Origin of the sequence: Paenirhodobacter sp. CAU 1674, from assembly GCF_029222945.1 — a bacterium.
Taxonomy (GTDB): domain Bacteria; phylum Pseudomonadota; class Alphaproteobacteria; order Rhodobacterales; family Rhodobacteraceae; genus Rhodobacter.
The window spans coordinates 126,735-142,277 of the sequence record NZ_JARHUH010000010.1; the positions used below are offsets into that span (position 1 = coordinate 126,735).

Here is a 15,543-nt window from a genome sequence, read left to right on the forward strand (position 1 = left end):
CAGGGGCGCTGCCCCTCTTGGCGCTGCGCGCCAATTCACCCCGGGATATTTCGACCAGAAAGAAAGCCCTTTCATCTTGGTGCAAATATCCCGGGGGAGGCTGCGGCCCGCAGCCGGGGGCAGCGCCCCCGTCAGCCGGTGATCACCAGATCGGCCGCGCGGTTCTCGTGGCGCAAGATCCGGCCATTGGGCAGATCGTTCTGCTCGATCTGGGCCGTGATGTCGCCGCCCGGTGGCGGGCAGGCTTGCCAGCGTTGCAACAGCCGCACGCGCAGCACCGGCTCGGGCACGTTCAGCCGTACGGTCAGATCGAACAGCGGGAACAGATCGCGCCAGCCGGGGCGCGTCAGCAGCAGGTAATTGCCTTCCACCAGAACATAGCGCGTGTTGGCCGGGATCGTGACGGCCTCGGGGATCACCTGATCGGTGGCGCGGTCAAAGCCCGGCGCGCGCAGATCGGCGCCCGGCACGCGGGCCTGGCTCAGCGTCGCGGTCAGGGCCGTCACGTCGAAGGTCTCGGGCGCCCCCTTGCGGGCGCGCAGTCCGCGCGTCTCCAGCACATCGTTGCTCAGATGGAACCCGTCCATCGGCAGCACGGCGGCAGAGCCGGGTGTGGCGGCGTTCAGCGCGGCCGCCAGTTCGGCCGCCAGATGCGACTTGCCCGCACCGGGCGCGCCCGCGATGGCGATCAGGTTGCGCGGCCCGTCCAGCTGGCGGATATGGGCGGCCAGATCGGCGCGGTCCACCCGCAGCTCGCTGTCCATGAAGGCGCCGACATCGCCCATCGGCCCGTTGCTGTCGCCCAGCCAGAACTCTGCCATCCGCCTGCGGTCCCTTGCTCAGCCCATCGCCGCGATCATCCGCCCCAGCGCGGCGGTCGGGTCGTCCTCGCGCCAGATTTCCTCGCCCAGGGCGAAGAAATCGGTGACCGGGGTGAACTCGCGGATCAGGTCTTCGGTCAGGTTGCCCTCGGCCACCACCGGCACCTCGATGACTTCGGACCACCAGGCGAACAGATCGCGCGGCGCCAGTTCGCCCGCGCCAAGCGCGGTTTCGCCGACCGGACCGAAGCAGACGTAATCCGCGCCCGCCTCGCCTGCGTTCATGCCGTCATGGCGCGAGGCACCACACCACGCGCCCACGATCGCATCCTGACCCAGTTCCTTGCGCGCATAGCGCACGGTGCGCGCGCCATCGGTCAGATGCACACCATCCAGCCCGTGCCGGTCGACCAGCTTGATGTGGTTCTCGATCACCAGCGCCACGTCGTGACGATGCGCCACCTCGCGGCAGGCATCCGCCGCGCGGCCCTGCGCGTCCTCGTCCTTGGTGGCCAGCGCCAGCCGGATGCAGGCCACCTCATGCGCGGCCAGAACCCGGTCGAGTTGCGCGGGGAAAATCGCCGGGTCGAAGCTCGGCGGGGTAATCAGATAGATCTGCGGGCGTTCAGTGTCGGCCATGGCACGTCCTTTCGGTTTGGGGCGTTCTAGCGCAAGGGCGGCGGCCTTGCCAGTGGGCGCGTGGCACCTTATGGCGGGGGAAAGGAGCCTGCCCATGACCGACCCGACCCCCGATCTGCCGAAATTCCCGCTATTCATCCTTGTGCGGCCGCAAATGGGCGAGAATATCGGCGCGGCCGCGCGGGCGATGCTGAACTTCGGGCTCGACCGGCTGCGGCTGGTCAGCCCGCGCGACGGCTGGCCCAACCCGAAGGCGGTGGCGATGGCCTCGGGCGCGGCGGGGCAGGTGCTGGATCATGCGGGCGTGTTTGCCGATACCGGCGCGGCGATTGCCGATTGCGATTTCGTCTTTGCCACCACCGCCCGCGGGCGCGAACTGACCAAGCCGATCTACACCCCCGAGGCCGCGATGACCGAGGCCCGCACCCGCATCGCGCGCGGGGAAAAGGTGGCGGTGCTGTTCGGCCCGGAACGCACCGGGCTGGAAAACGACGACATCGTGCGCGCCAATGCGATCATCACGGTGCCGGTCAACCCGGCCTTCTTCTCGCTCAATCTGGCGCAGGCGGTGCTGCTGACGGCCTATGAATTCTCGCGTCAGACGGTGGATGTGGCGCCGATCGACCCCGGGCTTGCCGGGGGCGAGACCGCCTCGGCGCTGGAGGTCGAGAAACTGGGCGATCACTATGAAGAACGGCTGCAGGAGGCGGGGTTCTTCTTCCCCGAAGGCAAGGCGCCGATGATGAAGCGCAACCTGCGAAACATGTGGACGCGGTTCGGGCTGACGCGGGCGGATGTGCAGACCCTGCATGGCGTGCTGCGCAAACTGACGCGGGTGCCGCGCTAGGGCTTGCTGGCCCGGCACGGGGCGCCTAGGTCAGGGGGATGATGCGGATCTTGCGCAAATTCCTGATCGCGACGGGCCTTGGGGCAGGGCTTGGGCTGGTGGCGCTGGCCGGGTTCTTTCCGGTGCTGCGCGGTGCGATCTGCCCGGGCTGCTACGGGCTCGAACAGGTCGCGCCGGGGGTCTATGTCGAAGCGTCGATGCCACCGGCCGCCCGCGCGGCCCTGCTGGCGCAACTGGGCGCATCGCGCGCGCAAATCGCCGCCTTTTATGGCCCGCCCAAGGCCCATCTGCGCATTCTGGCCTGCGAAACGCGCCACTGCGATCGCCGTCTGGGCGGCCGCGGCGCGGCGGCGGTGACCTATTCGCTCGGGCCGGTTTCGGTGGTGCGCCTGGCGCCGCGCGGGCTGAGCCAGACGATCCTGACGCATGAGCTGGCCCATACCGAAACCCACGCGCGGCTGGGGGTGACGGGGCAGATCCGTGGGCGGTTGCCGACCTGGATGGACGAGGGGCTTTCGGTGCTGATCTCGGACGACCCGCGCTATCTGGGCCCCGGAACAGGGACCGCGCGCTGCCTGCGGACCCCGCGCGCCGATCTGCCGTCCTCGGCGTTCGACTGGGCGCCTTTGGCCGCGCGCGAGACCTGGCTTTACGCCGAGGCCGCCTGCGCGGTGCTGCACTGGGCCGATGCGCACGGCGGTCTGGCGGCCCTGCGCACCCGGCTGGAAAGCGGCGCGCGCTTTCCCTGAGCGGGCAGGGGGACGCCAGGATGAAATCCCGCCCCCTTTCTCTTTGGTCCAAATATCCCGGGGTGAATTGGCGCGCAGCGCCAAGAGGGGCCGCGCCCCTAGCGTCGCAAATTCCAGACGCCCCCGGCGGTTCCGCGCCCCCTTGCCCCCCCTCGCGCCGGGGCCTAGTCTGGCGCGCGCAACTTGGGAGAGACGGATGAGCCAGAAGCGCAGCATTTTCGAGGAGGTCAGCCCCGATCAGGCCGGCGTGCCGAAACCCGCCCCGAAAGGCGGGATGATCGACACCCGCCCGCGCGGCGCGCGCGCGGCGATCCGGGTCTGGCTGCTTGTGCTGTTTGCACTGGTGGTGGCAATGATCGCCGTCGGTGGGGCGACGCGTCTGTCGGATGCGGGGCTGTCGATCACCGAATGGAAGCCCGTCACCGGGGCGCTGCCGCCGATGTCTGATGCCGACTGGCAATCCGAATTCGCGAAATACCAGCAAATTCCGCAGTTTGCCCTGCAAAACCCGGACATGACCCTGCCCGAGTTCAAGGGCATCTACTGGTGGGAATGGGGGCATCGGCAACTGGGCCGGGTGATCGGGCTGGTCTGGGCACTGGGATTCGCGGGCTTCGCGCTGACCCGGCGGGTGCCGGTGGGCTGGTCGAAACGCTTCTGGCTTTTGGGCGCGCTTGGCGGGTTGCAGGGCGCGATCGGCTGGTGGATGGTCAGCTCGGGGCTGAGCGGCGAGATGGTCTCGGTCGCCTCCTATCGGCTGGCGGTGCATCTGGGGCTGGGCTTCGCGATCCTCGGGCTGATCGCCTGGTATGTGCTCAGCCTCGGGCGCCCCGAGGCGGCGCTGCTGCAGGCGCGCCGTCTGGCGGAACCGAAGCTTTTCGGCATGGCGACTGGTGTGATGCATTTCGCATTCCTGCAAATCATTCTGGGCGCGCTGGTGGCGGGGATCGACGCGGGCCGCGGCTTTACCGACTGGCCCTGGATGGGCGGGCATTTCCTGCCGCCCGACCCGTTCGCGATCACGCCGCTGTGGCGCAACTTCTTTGAAGACCCGGGCCTTGTGCAATTCATCCACCGGATGGCGGGCTACGGTCTGCTGGCCTTCGGGATCGTCACCGCGCTCAAGGGGCGCCGCTCGGCGCATCCGGTGACGCAGGGCGCCTTCACCCTGATGGGTGTGTGGCTGCTGTTGCAGGCGGTGCTGGGCATCGCCACGGTGATGCATGGCGCGCCGCTTGCACTGGGGCTGGCCCACCAGCTGGGCGCGGTCGTCGCCTGGGTTCTGATCATCCGCGCACGCCATCTGGCGCGTTATCCTGTTGTCCAATCCATTCGGAGGTCGAAATGACGGCTTATCAAGAACTTGCGGCCTTTCAGCATGACACCGAGGCGCTTGGCGCGATTGCCGAGCGGCTGGGCTGGGATCAGGAAACCATGATGCCGCGCGGCGCCACCGATCAGCGCGCCGACGAGATCGCGGCACTTGAAGGCGTGCTGCACGCGCGCCGCACCGATCCCCGGATCGAAGACTGGTTGGCCCGTGCCGAGGCCACGTCCGAGGTCGAGGCCCGCACGCTCGACCTGATCGCGCGCAGCTACAATCGCAACACCCGGATTCCGGCGCGGCTGGCGGCGGAACTGGCGCGGCTGACCTCGCTCAGCCAAGGCATCTGGGCCGAGGCCCGCGCAAACGAAGATCCCTCGGCCTTCCTGCCGACGCTGGAAGAGGTGGTGCGGCTGAAACGCGAAGAGGCCGAGTGCCTGTCGAACGGCGATCTGTATGATGCGCTCTTGGACGATTACGAACCCGGCGCCACCCATCGCCAGCTGGGCGCGATGTTCGACCGGATGCGCCCGCGTCTGGTCGCGTTGCGCGAACGGGTGCTGGGCGCCGAAACCCAGCCGGCTGCGTTGAACCACGTCTTCCCCGAGGCCACGCAGCTGCGCATCGCGCGGATCTGCGCCACCGCCTTCGGCTACGACTGGACCCGGGGACGGCTGGATATGGCGGTGCATCCGTTCTCGTCGGGCGGCGGCAATGATGCGCGGATCACGACGCGGGTCAGCGAAAGCGATCCGTTCAACTGCCTCTATTCGACGATCCACGAGGTCGGCCACGCCTGCTATGAACAGGGCATCGACCCGGCCTATCGGTTCACGCCGCTGGGGCGCGGGGTGTCGATGGGGGTGCATGAAAGCCAGAGCCGGATCTATGAAAACCAACTCGGCCGCTCGGCGCCCTTCACCGGCTGGCTGTATCAGCGCATGGTGGAAGCCTTCGGCGATTTCGGCGTCGCCAGCCCCGAGGCCTTCCACGCCATCGTCAACCGCGTGACCCCCGGCTTCATCCGCACCGAGGCCGATGAGCTGCATTACAACCTGCATATCATGCTGCGCTTCGATCTGGAGCGCGACCTGATCACCGGCAAGCTCGAAGTCACCGATCTGGAAGAGGCCTGGAACGCCCGGTTCGCCGCCGATTTCGGCGTGGCGGTGGATCGCCCCTCGCACGGGTTCTTGCAGGATGTGCACTGGCCGGTGGGGCTGTTCGGTTATTTCCCGACCTACAGCCTGGGCAATGTCTACGCCGGCTGTTTGAACCAGGCGATGCGCGCCGCCGTGCCCGGGATCGACGCGAGCCTTGCGCAGGGCAGCGCCGCGCCCGCGACCGACTGGCTGCGCGCCCATCTGCAAACCCACGGCGGGCTGCGCCCCCCGGCCGCCACGATCGAACACGCCTGCGGCTTTGCCCCCACCGAGGTGCCTCTGCTGGACTATCTGGAGGCCAAATTCAGCGCGATCTACGGGTTGTGAGCGGACACCGGGGGTTTTGCACCCCCGGACCCCCGCAGGATATTTTCGCCAAGCTGAAAACTGTGCCTTTTCATCTTGGTGCAAATATCCCGGGGGAGGCTGCGGACCGCAGCCGGGGGCAGCGCCCCCTAGCGCGGGCTGAGCTGCAGCCAGATCCCGTCCTTCCCGCGCACCGTCAGATGGGCGACTGGCATCGCCGGGCGCTCTGGCACCGGGGCCACGCGGAATTCGCGCAGGATCATCGACAGGATCAGCGGGCCCTCGGCCATCGCGAACCCCGCGCCCGGGCAGACGCGCGGGCCGGTCGAGAACGGGATATAGGCGTTGCGCAGGCAGGTCTTGCCGTTTTCTGTCTCCCATCGGCCGGGGTCGAAGCCGTCGGGATTGTCCCACAGCCGTTCGTGCCGGTGCAGGTGCCAGGGGCTGATCACGACCTGTGCGCCGGGGGCGACAGCGCGGTCGCGGAACTGTTCGGGGCAGCGCGCCTCGCGCACGAACATCGGCACGGGGGGATAAAGTCGCATCGCTTCGCGGAAGGTGGCGCGGCTTAACTTCAGCGCGTTGATCGTTGAGAAATATGGCTTTTCAGGGTCGATGGCCGCCTGCGCCTCGGCGGCCAGCCGGTCTTGCCAGTCGGGGTGAAGCGCCAGCAGATAGAGCGACCAGGCCAGTGCCGAGGCCGAGGTTTCATGCCCGGCCAGAAAGAAGATCGCGACCTGATCGACCATTTCCGGCGTGTCGAAGCACTGCCCGGTTTCGGGGTCGGGGGTGGTCATGATCTTGGTGGCCAGATCGTCGGGCGCGGTGCCTGCGGCGATCTGTGCGGCGCGGGCGGCGGTCAGGCCTTCGATCAGGGCGCGAATCCGCGCGGCGGTGCGTTTCGTGGCGCGGGAATGAAAGCGCGGAAACCAGCGCGGCAGTGGCAGCAACGCGCCCAGATTGACCACGGGGGCGGTACGCTGATGCGCCTTGAATTCGGCAAAGACGGCGCCGGCGGTTTCATCTTCGATCGGGATCGAGAACAGGGTGCGAAAGATCACATCGGCGGCGGCATGCGAAGTTTCCGATTCAATTTCAATGGGTTCCGGGCCGATCTTGAGGCGCAGCCTGGCCACGCAGGCGACGCCCGCATCCCACATCGCGGGGAAGGTGTCGCGCAGGCGGCCGCCTTCGAAGGCGGGGTCGATGATCCGGCGCTGGCGTTGCCAGTGCGCGCCGTTGGTGATGAACACGCTGTCGCGCAGCAGGGGTTTCAGCCCCTCGCGCACGCGGTCGGATTTGGGGAAATCCATCGGGCGTCGGCGGAGCACCAAGTCGACCAGATCGGGGTCGTTGCATAGATAGGACCGGAAGAACGGGGTGCGGAACTCGGCCATCCAGGCGCGGTAGAGCCGGGCGGGTTGCGCCGAGAGGATATCTTGCCGGAACAGCCGGAAATAGCGCCAGAGCGAGACCTTGGCGGGCCGGGCGGGCGGTTTGGGGGGCAGGGCGACGCTCATGCGACAGTGGTATAGCGGTTGGCCGCGCGCTCAATGCGGCTTTTTGACGGGGGGCGCCCGGCAAAGCGCGCGGCCAGCGTCTGCGGCCCCGCGGTGATGCGGAAATAGTCGTAATCGCCGGGACGGTCGAAGGCGCAGAGATATTGGAAATGCAGGCGGAAAAACCGCCAGCGCAGGGCTTTCCAGCGGTCGGGGCTGAGCGTCCGGGTGAAGGCCGCCGACAGGATCAGGGGGCCGCGCTGATCGGGGGGGGCCACGCCCGAGACCTTGACCGGATCGCAGAGCGCAAAGGCGCAGCCATCGCCCGGCGCGGTGACATCGACCCAGGTCAGCTCGGGGCGGGCGCTGAGGAAGGCCAGATCCGCGCGCAGCCGGGTGGCGCGGGGCAGAAAGCTGACCATCGGCACCACCTGGCCGAGCGAAAGGAAGGCCAGCGCCGGGCGGGGCGGGGCCGTTGCAGATGAGTATTTTTGCCAAGAAGAAGCGGCGGAGGTGTCCCGGATCAGATCGGCCAGGATCGAGACCGCCAGATGCGCGCCCGAACTGTGACCGACGATCAGCACCTCGTCCCAGTCCTCGGTCAGGGCTTGGGCGATGGTGGCACGAAACGCGGCCATCCGTGTTTCCAGCGCGGGCGGGTTGGCGCCATTCCAGCGTGCAGTGAACGCGTAGTCATGCATCAGGTAATAGGCGTAGAAGCGGCCATCCTGACGGCGGAACCAGCGCAGGGTCAGGGCCATGACAGCGGCGCCGAGCCCCAGTGCCGCGGCCCCGTCGGCCGGGAAGGCAGGGAGCAGCCGGAGCGCCAGCGCCGCCAGCGCGCCTCCCATCGCCAGCCCGATCAGGGCCTGTCCCAGCAGCGCGACAATCGGGTAAAGCGCGGCAATCACCGGCCCCTTGCGCAGCCGCATCAGCCGGAACAGGGCCCCCGAGGCGATATAGGCAAAGGCCGTGCGGGCCAGTTGGCCATAGGTCGCCAGGATCGAGGCGCCCATGCTGTCGCGCACGATGTCGGACCAGATCAGCACCTCGACATCGGTTTCAACGGTGGTGCCGTCCTGCGTGCTGGTGACGTGCCAACCATAGGACCCGGCGCCCTGTTTCGGGGTCAGTGCAATCTGGTAGCCCGAGATCGCGGCCTGCGCGGCGCCTTCCTTGCGATATAGTTCGCGATAGCGGCGCGGATGAATCGGGTCATAGCCGGGGATGTAGAACACCCGGCGGCGGACCTGTCGAACTTCATGTGCGCCCATGCGGATGCCCCGTTTTGGGGCAGACTAGCGGGGCATGCAGGCAAAGGTAAGGGCTCAGCCGCCCCAACGTGTCGCATTCGCCTCGATCGCGGCGATCCGGCGCGGGGTTTTGGGGTGGGTCAGCAGCCAGGCGGGGATCTCGCCCGCCCGGTTTTGCGTCAGCGCATCGAGTTTGCGGAACAGCGAGATCTGCGGCCCCACGCCGAAGCCCGCCTTGATCAGCAGGGCCGAGGCGAATTCGTCGGCCTCGAATTCGTCGCGCTGGCTGAGGCGGGCGGCCAGCGCAGTGGTCAGCAGATTGGCCAGCCAGATGCCGATGAAGGGCAGGAACCGGCCCAGCACCGTCATCAGCACGATGCGCAGGGCGTTCTGGCCGGAAAAGTCGATCATCCGGCGCCGGGCATGGCCGCGCGCGACATGGCCGATCTCATGGGCGATGACAGATCCGATCTCCTCGGGGGTGATCTTGCCGGCGCGGTATTGCTCCATGAAGCCTTCGGTCAGAAAGATCCGCCCGTCGGGGGCGGCCAGACCGTTGATCGGTTCGACCTGATACACATAGACCGGCACCTCGGGCAGGTTCAGCGCCACCGCCAGGCGGTCTAGAACCGGCTGAAGCCGCGTGTCACGCAACCGGCGCGAATTCTGATCCAGTTGCCGGGCCAGCGCGCGCGCCGAGAAATGCCACAGCACGAGGCCGTAGACGATCAGCAGCAGAAGGGGCAGGAACCGGATCATGGGGGGGATATGGGGCCAAAGGCGGGGGGCGTCAACGGCGGCGGGGCTGCCGGGCGGCGCGCCACAGCCACCAGCCAAGCGCCACGGCCATTGCGCCCGCGGCCATCAGCCCCAACGCGTTCGAGGCCAGATCGGCCGCTGCCTGCAGATTGGCGCCGAAGGCGATGCCAAGGCCGACATAAGCGCCGACCCAGACCGCCTCGCCCAGCACGCCCGCCAGGGTGAAGCGCGGGTGGCGAAACCCCGAGGCGCCTGCCGCCAGGTTGACCCAGGGCCCAAGCGCCGAGAACAGCCAACGGCTCAGAAACACCGTGACCGCTCCCTTGCGCGCCAGTTGTGCGAGCGCGGCGGAAATCAGCTTGCCCTTGCGGCTGTCGGGGGCGGGCAGCAGCCGCCCGGCGCGCCGCCCCAGCCAGAACCCGGCCTGATCGCCGCTGACCGCCCCGGCGAAGGCCGCGCCGCCAATGGCGGGCAGCGACAGATCGCCGGTCGCCACGAAGGCGCCCGAGGCGATCATCATCAGCGAGGCAGGCACCGGCAGCGCCAGACAGCTGAGGAAGGTAGTCATCCCCAGCAGCCAGGGCCCGTAAAGCGGCAGCTGGGCCAGAACCCAGTCGGTCAGGGCAGCGTTGCTCATGGGCCGGGCGGGGCCTGTGCTGCAAGGGCGGGCAGGGCAGCGTTCAGCCGTTCGATCAGATCGACGACCGGCACCCCCAATGCGGCGGCAATCCGTTCCAGCGTGGGCGGCCCCTTGCCCACCAGCGCCCGCCCGTCGGTGACCCCCAGCACGGCGTCGATGTCTTCGATCCGCAGATGCCAGCTGCGCGCGATATAGCCCGGGCTCATCCAGGGTTCGGGCGCCTGCTGGCGATGCGCGGGGTCGGCCCAGTAAAGTGCGCGGCTGACCATCCGCCCGCCGAAGAACAGCGCCAGCCCCAGTGCCAGCACGAAGGCGATCAGCACCCCGCGCTGTTCACGCCAGAGCCGGGCCAGAACGCTCATCCCAGAACCTTCATCGCATCCGTGATCCCGGCGAGCGTCAGCGGATACATCCGGTTGTCGAATTCCTGCCGGATGATGCCGATCGACTGGGTATAGGGCCACAGCCGCTCGGCCAGCGGGTTGAGCCAGACATGGGCGGGCCATTGTTCGCGCGCCCGCGCCAGCCAGACCGCGCCCGCCTCGGGGTTCCAATGTTCGTTGGCGCCGCCCGCGTGGGTGATCTCGTAAGGCGACATCGAGGCATCGCCCACGAAGATGCATTTGTAATCGGGGCCATAGCGGTTGAGGACCTCCCAGGTGGGGGTCACCTCGTCCCAGCGGCGGCGGTTCGATTTCCACACGCCCTCATACAGGCAGTTGTGGAAGTAGTAATGTTCCAGATGCTTGAATTCCGCCTTGGCGGCCGAGAACAGCTCTTCGACCAGCTTGACATGCGCATCCATCGAGCCGCCGACATCCAGAAACAGCACCACCTTGACGGCATTGTGCCGTTCGGGGAGGGTCTTCACGTCGATATAGCCCGCATCCGCGCTGGCGCGGATCGTGGCGGGCAGGTCCAGTTCCTCGGTCGCGCCGTGGCGTGCCCATTGCCGCAGCCGTTTCAGCGCGACCTTGATATTGCGAGTGCCCAGTTCGACGCTGTCGTCGAAATCCCGGAATTCCCTTTTGTCCCAGACTTTTACGGCGCGTTGATGACGTGACTTGTCCTGCCCGATCCGCACCCCTTCGGGGTTATAGCCATAGGCGCCGAAGGGCGAGGTGCCAGCGGTGCCGATCCATTTGTTGCCGCCCTGATGGCGGCCTTGCTGTTCCTTCAGCCGCTCTTTCAGCGTTTCCATCAGCTTCTCGAACCCGCCCAGAGCCTCGATCTGCGCCTTTTCCTCGTCGCTCAGATGGCGTTCGGCCAGCTTGCGCAGCCAGTCCTCGGGCAGGTCGACGGCGTCGAGCACCTGTTCGGGGGTGATCGCTTCAAGGCCCTGAAACGCCTCGGCAAAGGCCCGGTCGAAACGGTCGAGGTGGCGTTCGTCTTTCACCATCGTGGCGCGGGCGAAATAATAGAACCCGTCCACGTCATAGGTGCACAGACCGGCGGCCAGCCCTTCAAGAAAGCTCAGATATTCGCGCAGGGAAACCGGAACCCCGCCGCGTCTGAGTGTGTCGAAAAAGGGCAGGAACATCGCGGGCGCCTCAGAAGTTGCGGTCGATGATCAGCGTGATGAACAGCCCCAGCAGCGCCAGCGCAATGCCATGCACGGCGGCATATTGGGCGCGGTCCATGGCGTTGCCGCCGCGCGATGCAGCCCGACGGTATCCGATGATGGCGCCGATCACGGCCCCGGCGATGACGATCATGGCGCCTCCAACTGGACGCCTGCGCGTCCTCAGTTCAACCGTGCCCCGGCCTGCGCCAATGCCGCCACTTCGGCAGCCCGGGCGCGGACGGCAGCGTCCGAACCAAAGCCATACCGCGCCCAGTTGGCCGAGTCGAGCCGCGCCTGACGGGCAAGCGCACTCTGCCCCAATGCCTCATAGCTTTCGGCGCGGATCATGTAGAGCGTGGCCATCAGCGCTGCATTCTCGCCGTCCAGCGCGGCCGACAACGAGCGGTTGACCAGCGCGATCGCATCCTGCGCCCGCCCCGACCCCAGCGCGAAGGCCGCCAGTTGCATGTCGACATGCGCCGCCTGAATGCCTGCGCCCGGCGTCGCACGATAGATCGCACCGGCGTTCAGGAAAGCGCGCAGCGCGGTCGAGGGATCGTCCTTCATGCTCAGCCGCCCCAGCGCGAACCAGGCAAAGCCCGCGCGCGTGTCGGTCCAGCCCTGACCTGCGGCGATCTGCACCGCCTCCTTGGCGGCGGCCTGACGTCGGCCCGTATTCGAGCGCGCGCCCAACGCGGCCTCGACCGCATTGATATAGGCGCGCGGTGTCGGGTCTTCGCGCAGCTGACCGATCGCGCCGCCCGCGGGGTTGATCCGGGCCAGAACGCGGGGCAGGGCGGCCATCACCTCGGGGCGGCTCATTCCCGAATGCAGTTCGGGCGCATAAGTCGCGCGCAGGATCGTCATGTCGAAGCGGGTCAGAACGGTGTGGAAATTGTCGTCGTTCCAGACCGTGTCGGGCAGGCGATACAGGTCATTGAGGGGGCCCAACGCCTGGGAAATCTCTTCGTGCAGGCAGTCGCGGACCTCTTGCGGGGTGCTGTCGGAGGGCACGAAGACCGTCGCGGTCTGACGGCTGGTCAGTGCGGCCCAATCCGCGCGCGTGCTTCGCCGCGCGGCGCGGTAATCGGCCCAGTCGCTGACATTGGGCACCACGAAACAGGCGGCATTGGGTACCTGAGCCTGCATTTCGCGCTTGGGCAGGAATTCGATGTTGATGTGGTTGGCATTGCCCGGCTGGGTGGTCACCGCAAGCCCCGCCTCGCGCTGGAGCCGGCTGACAAGACGGGCAAGCTCTTGCGGGGCGGTGGGCGGCACGCGCCCCGAGAGCGTGATCGACACCGGCCCTTCGAAGCGGGTGAACCGGGACAGCGCACGCCCTGATTCCAGCGAAAAGCTGAGTTCGAGGAAGTCTTCGGCCAGTTGCGTGTTGCCGGGCAGCCGCGCGCGGGGCACCGAGGCCATGATCCCCGCCGTCGGGTCGTTCAGCGGCAGGTCGATAGCCGCAGAAGAGGCGCGCGTCGCGGGTTTTTCCAAGGGCGGCGTTGCCGTGCAGGCCGCCAGCGTCAGGGCGAACACAAGCCCCGGCAGACGCGAGACCAGACGCCCCCGCCGCATCGGCACAGGCAGATTGGAAGGCCCGGCGGTCTCCGTGGCAGCGGAGACCGCCCAAGGCGGCAGACATGTATCACGCATGGCAGTGCGTATCCCAGGTTGGTGCCCCAGATTAGGCACAACACTTTAACTTCGACCAGCAATAGTTTGAGTTGAAATAAGATTTTTTCGTGTCCCGCCCAGATGTGGTGCCCGGATTGTGCCCGGGATACGCCTTGTTGTTGCCACAATCCGGCGTCCGCGGGGGAACTGGAGCGTGTGGCGGAAACAGTCTGGTGCCGTTTCGTGCCGAATCGAGCAGATCTCGCCAGGTGCCCGCGACGGTGCGTTCACGATCTGGAAACAGCACCTGCGGAAATTGTTTTCAGATTTTTAATCTTGTTGTGCCGTGTGCTCAGCAGCGGGCCGCCACATTCTTCGCAGGACGCGACATTCCCGCTATGAGGCGCAGATTGGGCGTCGGAATGAAACAAAGCCCCGCACGGGGGGCGGGGCTTCGAATCGGGGTGGGTCTTGCGGCCGATCAGCCGCGGGCGCGCCGGCGCCCGCCGCGCCCGCCACTTGCCGCCGCAGCGGCCGAGGCCTCGGCGAAGCTCGCGCCTTCTTTCATCGCATCCAGAACGCGGCTCAGCTTGATCCATTCGGTGCCGTTCGGGTCGTGATCCATCAGCATGTTGGCAGCGCGGATCGCCTCCATCTCGACCGACCGGACGGGGTTCATGATCGCGCTGGTCATGCCCGCGCCGATCGCCATCGGCAGGAAGGCGGCGTTGACGCCATGACGGTTGGGCAGCCCGAAGCTGATGTTCGACGCGCCGCAGGTGGTGTTCACGCCCAGTTCAGTGCGCAGCCGGTTGACCAGGGTAAAAACCTGCCGCCCCGCCGTCGCCATCGCGCCGACCGGCATCACCAGCGGGTCAACGACGATGTCATGCGCCGGAATGCCGAAATCGGCGGCGCGTTCGACGATCTTCTTTGCGACGGCAAAGCGCACGTCGGGGTCTTCGGAAATCCCGGTGTCGTCGTTCGAGATCGCCACCACCGGCACGTTGTATTTCTTGACCAGCGGCAGCACCAGGTCCAGCCGCTCCTCCTCGCCGGTGACCGAGTTCAGCAGCGGCCGGCCCTCGCAGGCGGCAAGCCCGGCTTCCAGCGCGGCAGGGACCGAGCTGTCGATGCACAGCGGCACATCGGTGATCGCCTGCACCCGGGCGATCAATTCGCGCATCAGCGGCGGCTCGACGAAGTTGTTGTCGGCATAGCGCGGGTCTTCGGCCATCTTGTTCGAGAAGACCGCACCCGAGTTGATGTCCAGCACCATCGCCCCGCAGGCGACCTGTTCCAGCGCGTCTTTCTCGACGGTCGAGAAATCGCCAATTTCCAGTTCTGCGGCCAGCTTCTTGCGCCCGGTGGGGTTGATCCGCTCGCCGATGACGCAGAAGGGCTCGTCAAAGCCGATCACGACGGTCTTGGTTTTGGACTCGATTACGGTGCGGGTCATGGTCAGCCTTTCGAATGGTCCGCGATCCAGGTCGCGTTGGTCTTGATACCCCCGAGGGGGAAGAAATGCACGGCTTCAATGCCGAACTCCGGGTGCGCGGCCTTGTGTGCGGCCAGCCCTGCCACCAGATCGGTCGGCTCGAAGGGCATGAGCAGCTTGGTCACGTCACGCGCGCGTTTTTGCAGCACCCGCAGGCTGGGCCCGACGCCGCAGGCAATCGCGAATTTCAGCAGCGTCTGCAACTTGGCGGGCCCGGCCACGCCGATATGGATCGGCAGGCGGATGCCTTCGGCGGCCAGCCGGTCGGCCCAGGCGATGATCGGCGCGGCCTCGAAGGCGAACTGCGTGACGATGGCCATGTCGGCATCGGTGCGGTTCGCGAAATCCTGTTTCAGTTTAAGGGCTTGCAGGACGATCTTGTCACCGCCTGCCGGGTCGATGTCGCGGTTGCCTTCGGGGTGGCCTGCGATATGCAGCCGCGCAAAGCCGTTGAACGCGCCGCTTTCCAGCAGTTGCATTGCGTTATCCAGCGTGCCCACCGGATGCTTCACCCCGCCGCCCAGCAGCAGGGCCTGGCGCACACCGGCCTCGCCCTTGTAGCGCTGAACCCAGTCATTCAGCTGCACGGTGTCGCGGATGATGCGCGCGGGGAAATGCGGCATCGGCTCGAAACCCTCGGCGCGCAGGCGGCGGGCGGTCGCGACCATATCCTCGATCGGCGTGCCCTCGATATGGGCGATGTAAACCCGGGTGCCCGCCGGCAGCAGCGGGCGGAAATCCTCGATCGCGGCGGCGGTGCGCGGCATCACCTCGATGGAGCAGCCGTCCAGAAAGGCGCTGACCACACCGTTGCCGGGCGTCTCGTTTTCGCGGCGGAAGTTCAAAAGCGCCATTCCTTCTCTC

General features: G+C 67.2%; 16 protein-coding genes. 4 read left to right on the forward strand and 12 right to left on the reverse strand.

From position 1 onward, the window contains the following. Positions 1-131 precede the first annotated feature (131 nt). Together P2G62_RS14780 and P2G62_RS14785 are read right to left on the reverse strand one after the other, a co-directional pair. A complete protein-coding gene (locus tag P2G62_RS14780) occupies positions 132-821 on the reverse strand; it encodes a hypothetical protein (protein WP_275735677.1) in 690 nt (229 codons plus the stop codon). 18 nt (positions 822-839) lie between these two features. Then, complete coding sequence (locus tag P2G62_RS14785; protein WP_275735678.1) at positions 840-1,460, reverse strand: thiamine phosphate synthase; 621 nt, start codon at positions 1,458-1,460, stop codon at positions 840-842. Between the two features lie 94 nt (positions 1,461-1,554). On the opposite strand from P2G62_RS14785, the gene P2G62_RS14790 reads away from it, so the two are divergent. The 4 genes from P2G62_RS14790 to P2G62_RS14805 all read left to right on the forward strand — a co-directional run bounded on the left by P2G62_RS14790 (position 1,555) and on the right by P2G62_RS14805 (position 5,870). After that, positions 1,555-2,307 (forward strand): RNA methyltransferase, encoded by a 753-nt coding sequence (locus P2G62_RS14790; RefSeq protein WP_275735679.1) that lies wholly within the window; start codon positions 1,555-1,557, stop codon positions 2,305-2,307. 38 nt (positions 2,308-2,345) lie between these two features. Continuing rightward, positions 2,346-3,056 carry a hypothetical protein gene (locus P2G62_RS14795; RefSeq protein ID WP_275735680.1) on the forward strand — a complete coding sequence of 237 codons (711 nt, stop codon included), beginning with the start codon at positions 2,346-2,348 and terminating at the stop codon, positions 3,054-3,056. Between the two features lie 196 nt (positions 3,057-3,252). Next, the gene (gene ctaA / locus P2G62_RS14800; RefSeq protein WP_275735681.1) at positions 3,253-4,404 is read left to right on the forward strand and encodes a heme A synthase; all 1,152 of its coding nucleotides are present in this window, start codon (positions 3,253-3,255) and stop codon (positions 4,402-4,404) included. Further along, positions 4,401-5,870, forward strand: a complete 1,470-nt coding sequence (locus P2G62_RS14805; protein ID WP_275735682.1) for a carboxypeptidase M32 — start codon at positions 4,401-4,403, stop codon at positions 5,868-5,870. Before ctaA ends, P2G62_RS14805 begins: the two co-directional genes overlap by 4 nt. Positions 5,871-5,998: 128 nt before the next feature. Here P2G62_RS14805 and P2G62_RS14810 read toward each other — a convergent pair whose 3' ends face one another. The 10 genes from P2G62_RS14810 to P2G62_RS14855 all read right to left on the reverse strand — a co-directional run bounded on the left by P2G62_RS14810 (position 5,999) and on the right by P2G62_RS14855 (position 15,533). Then, the gene (locus P2G62_RS14810; RefSeq protein ID WP_275735683.1) at positions 5,999-7,369 is read right to left on the reverse strand and encodes a cytochrome P450; all 1,371 of its coding nucleotides are present in this window, start codon (positions 7,367-7,369) and stop codon (positions 5,999-6,001) included. Continuing rightward, positions 7,366-8,622 (reverse strand): hypothetical protein, encoded by a 1,257-nt coding sequence (locus P2G62_RS14815; RefSeq protein ID WP_275735684.1) that lies wholly within the window; start codon positions 8,620-8,622, stop codon positions 7,366-7,368. Before P2G62_RS14815 ends, P2G62_RS14810 begins: the two co-directional genes overlap by 4 nt. Positions 8,623-8,676: 54 nt before the next feature. Continuing rightward, entirely contained in the window at positions 8,677-9,360 is a 684-nt protein-coding gene (locus P2G62_RS14820) for a M48 family metallopeptidase (protein ID WP_275735685.1), read from the reverse strand. A 31-nt stretch (positions 9,361-9,391) separates the two neighbouring features. Continuing rightward, a complete protein-coding gene (locus P2G62_RS14825; RefSeq protein ID WP_275735686.1) occupies positions 9,392-9,997 on the reverse strand; it encodes a VTT domain-containing protein in 606 nt (201 codons plus the stop codon). Further along, a complete protein-coding gene (locus P2G62_RS14830) occupies positions 9,994-10,362 on the reverse strand; it encodes a hypothetical protein (RefSeq protein ID WP_275735687.1) in 369 nt (122 codons plus the stop codon). Before P2G62_RS14830 ends, P2G62_RS14825 begins: the two co-directional genes overlap by 4 nt. Continuing rightward, on the reverse strand, positions 10,359-11,540 hold the full coding sequence (locus P2G62_RS14835; RefSeq protein WP_275735688.1) for a VWA domain-containing protein: 1,182 nt from the start codon (positions 11,538-11,540) through the stop codon (positions 10,359-10,361). The genes P2G62_RS14830 and P2G62_RS14835 overlap by 4 nt, the downstream gene beginning before the upstream one ends. 10 nt (positions 11,541-11,550) lie before the next feature. Further along, positions 11,551-11,715 (reverse strand): hypothetical protein, encoded by a 165-nt coding sequence (locus P2G62_RS14840; protein ID WP_275735689.1) that lies wholly within the window; start codon positions 11,713-11,715, stop codon positions 11,551-11,553. Between the two features lie 29 nt (positions 11,716-11,744). Next, positions 11,745-13,220 (reverse strand): DUF2927 domain-containing protein, encoded by a 1,476-nt coding sequence (locus tag P2G62_RS14845; protein WP_275735690.1) that lies wholly within the window; start codon positions 13,218-13,220, stop codon positions 11,745-11,747. Positions 13,221-13,662: 442 nt separating this feature from the next. Beyond that, entirely contained in the window at positions 13,663-14,640 is a 978-nt protein-coding gene (locus P2G62_RS14850; protein ID WP_275735691.1) for a methyltetrahydrofolate cobalamin methyltransferase, read from the reverse strand. A gap of 2 nt (positions 14,641-14,642) precedes the next feature. Next, on the reverse strand, positions 14,643-15,533 hold the full coding sequence (locus P2G62_RS14855; protein WP_275735692.1) for a methylenetetrahydrofolate reductase: 891 nt from the start codon (positions 15,531-15,533) through the stop codon (positions 14,643-14,645). Between the last annotated feature and the right edge of the window lie 10 nt (positions 15,534-15,543).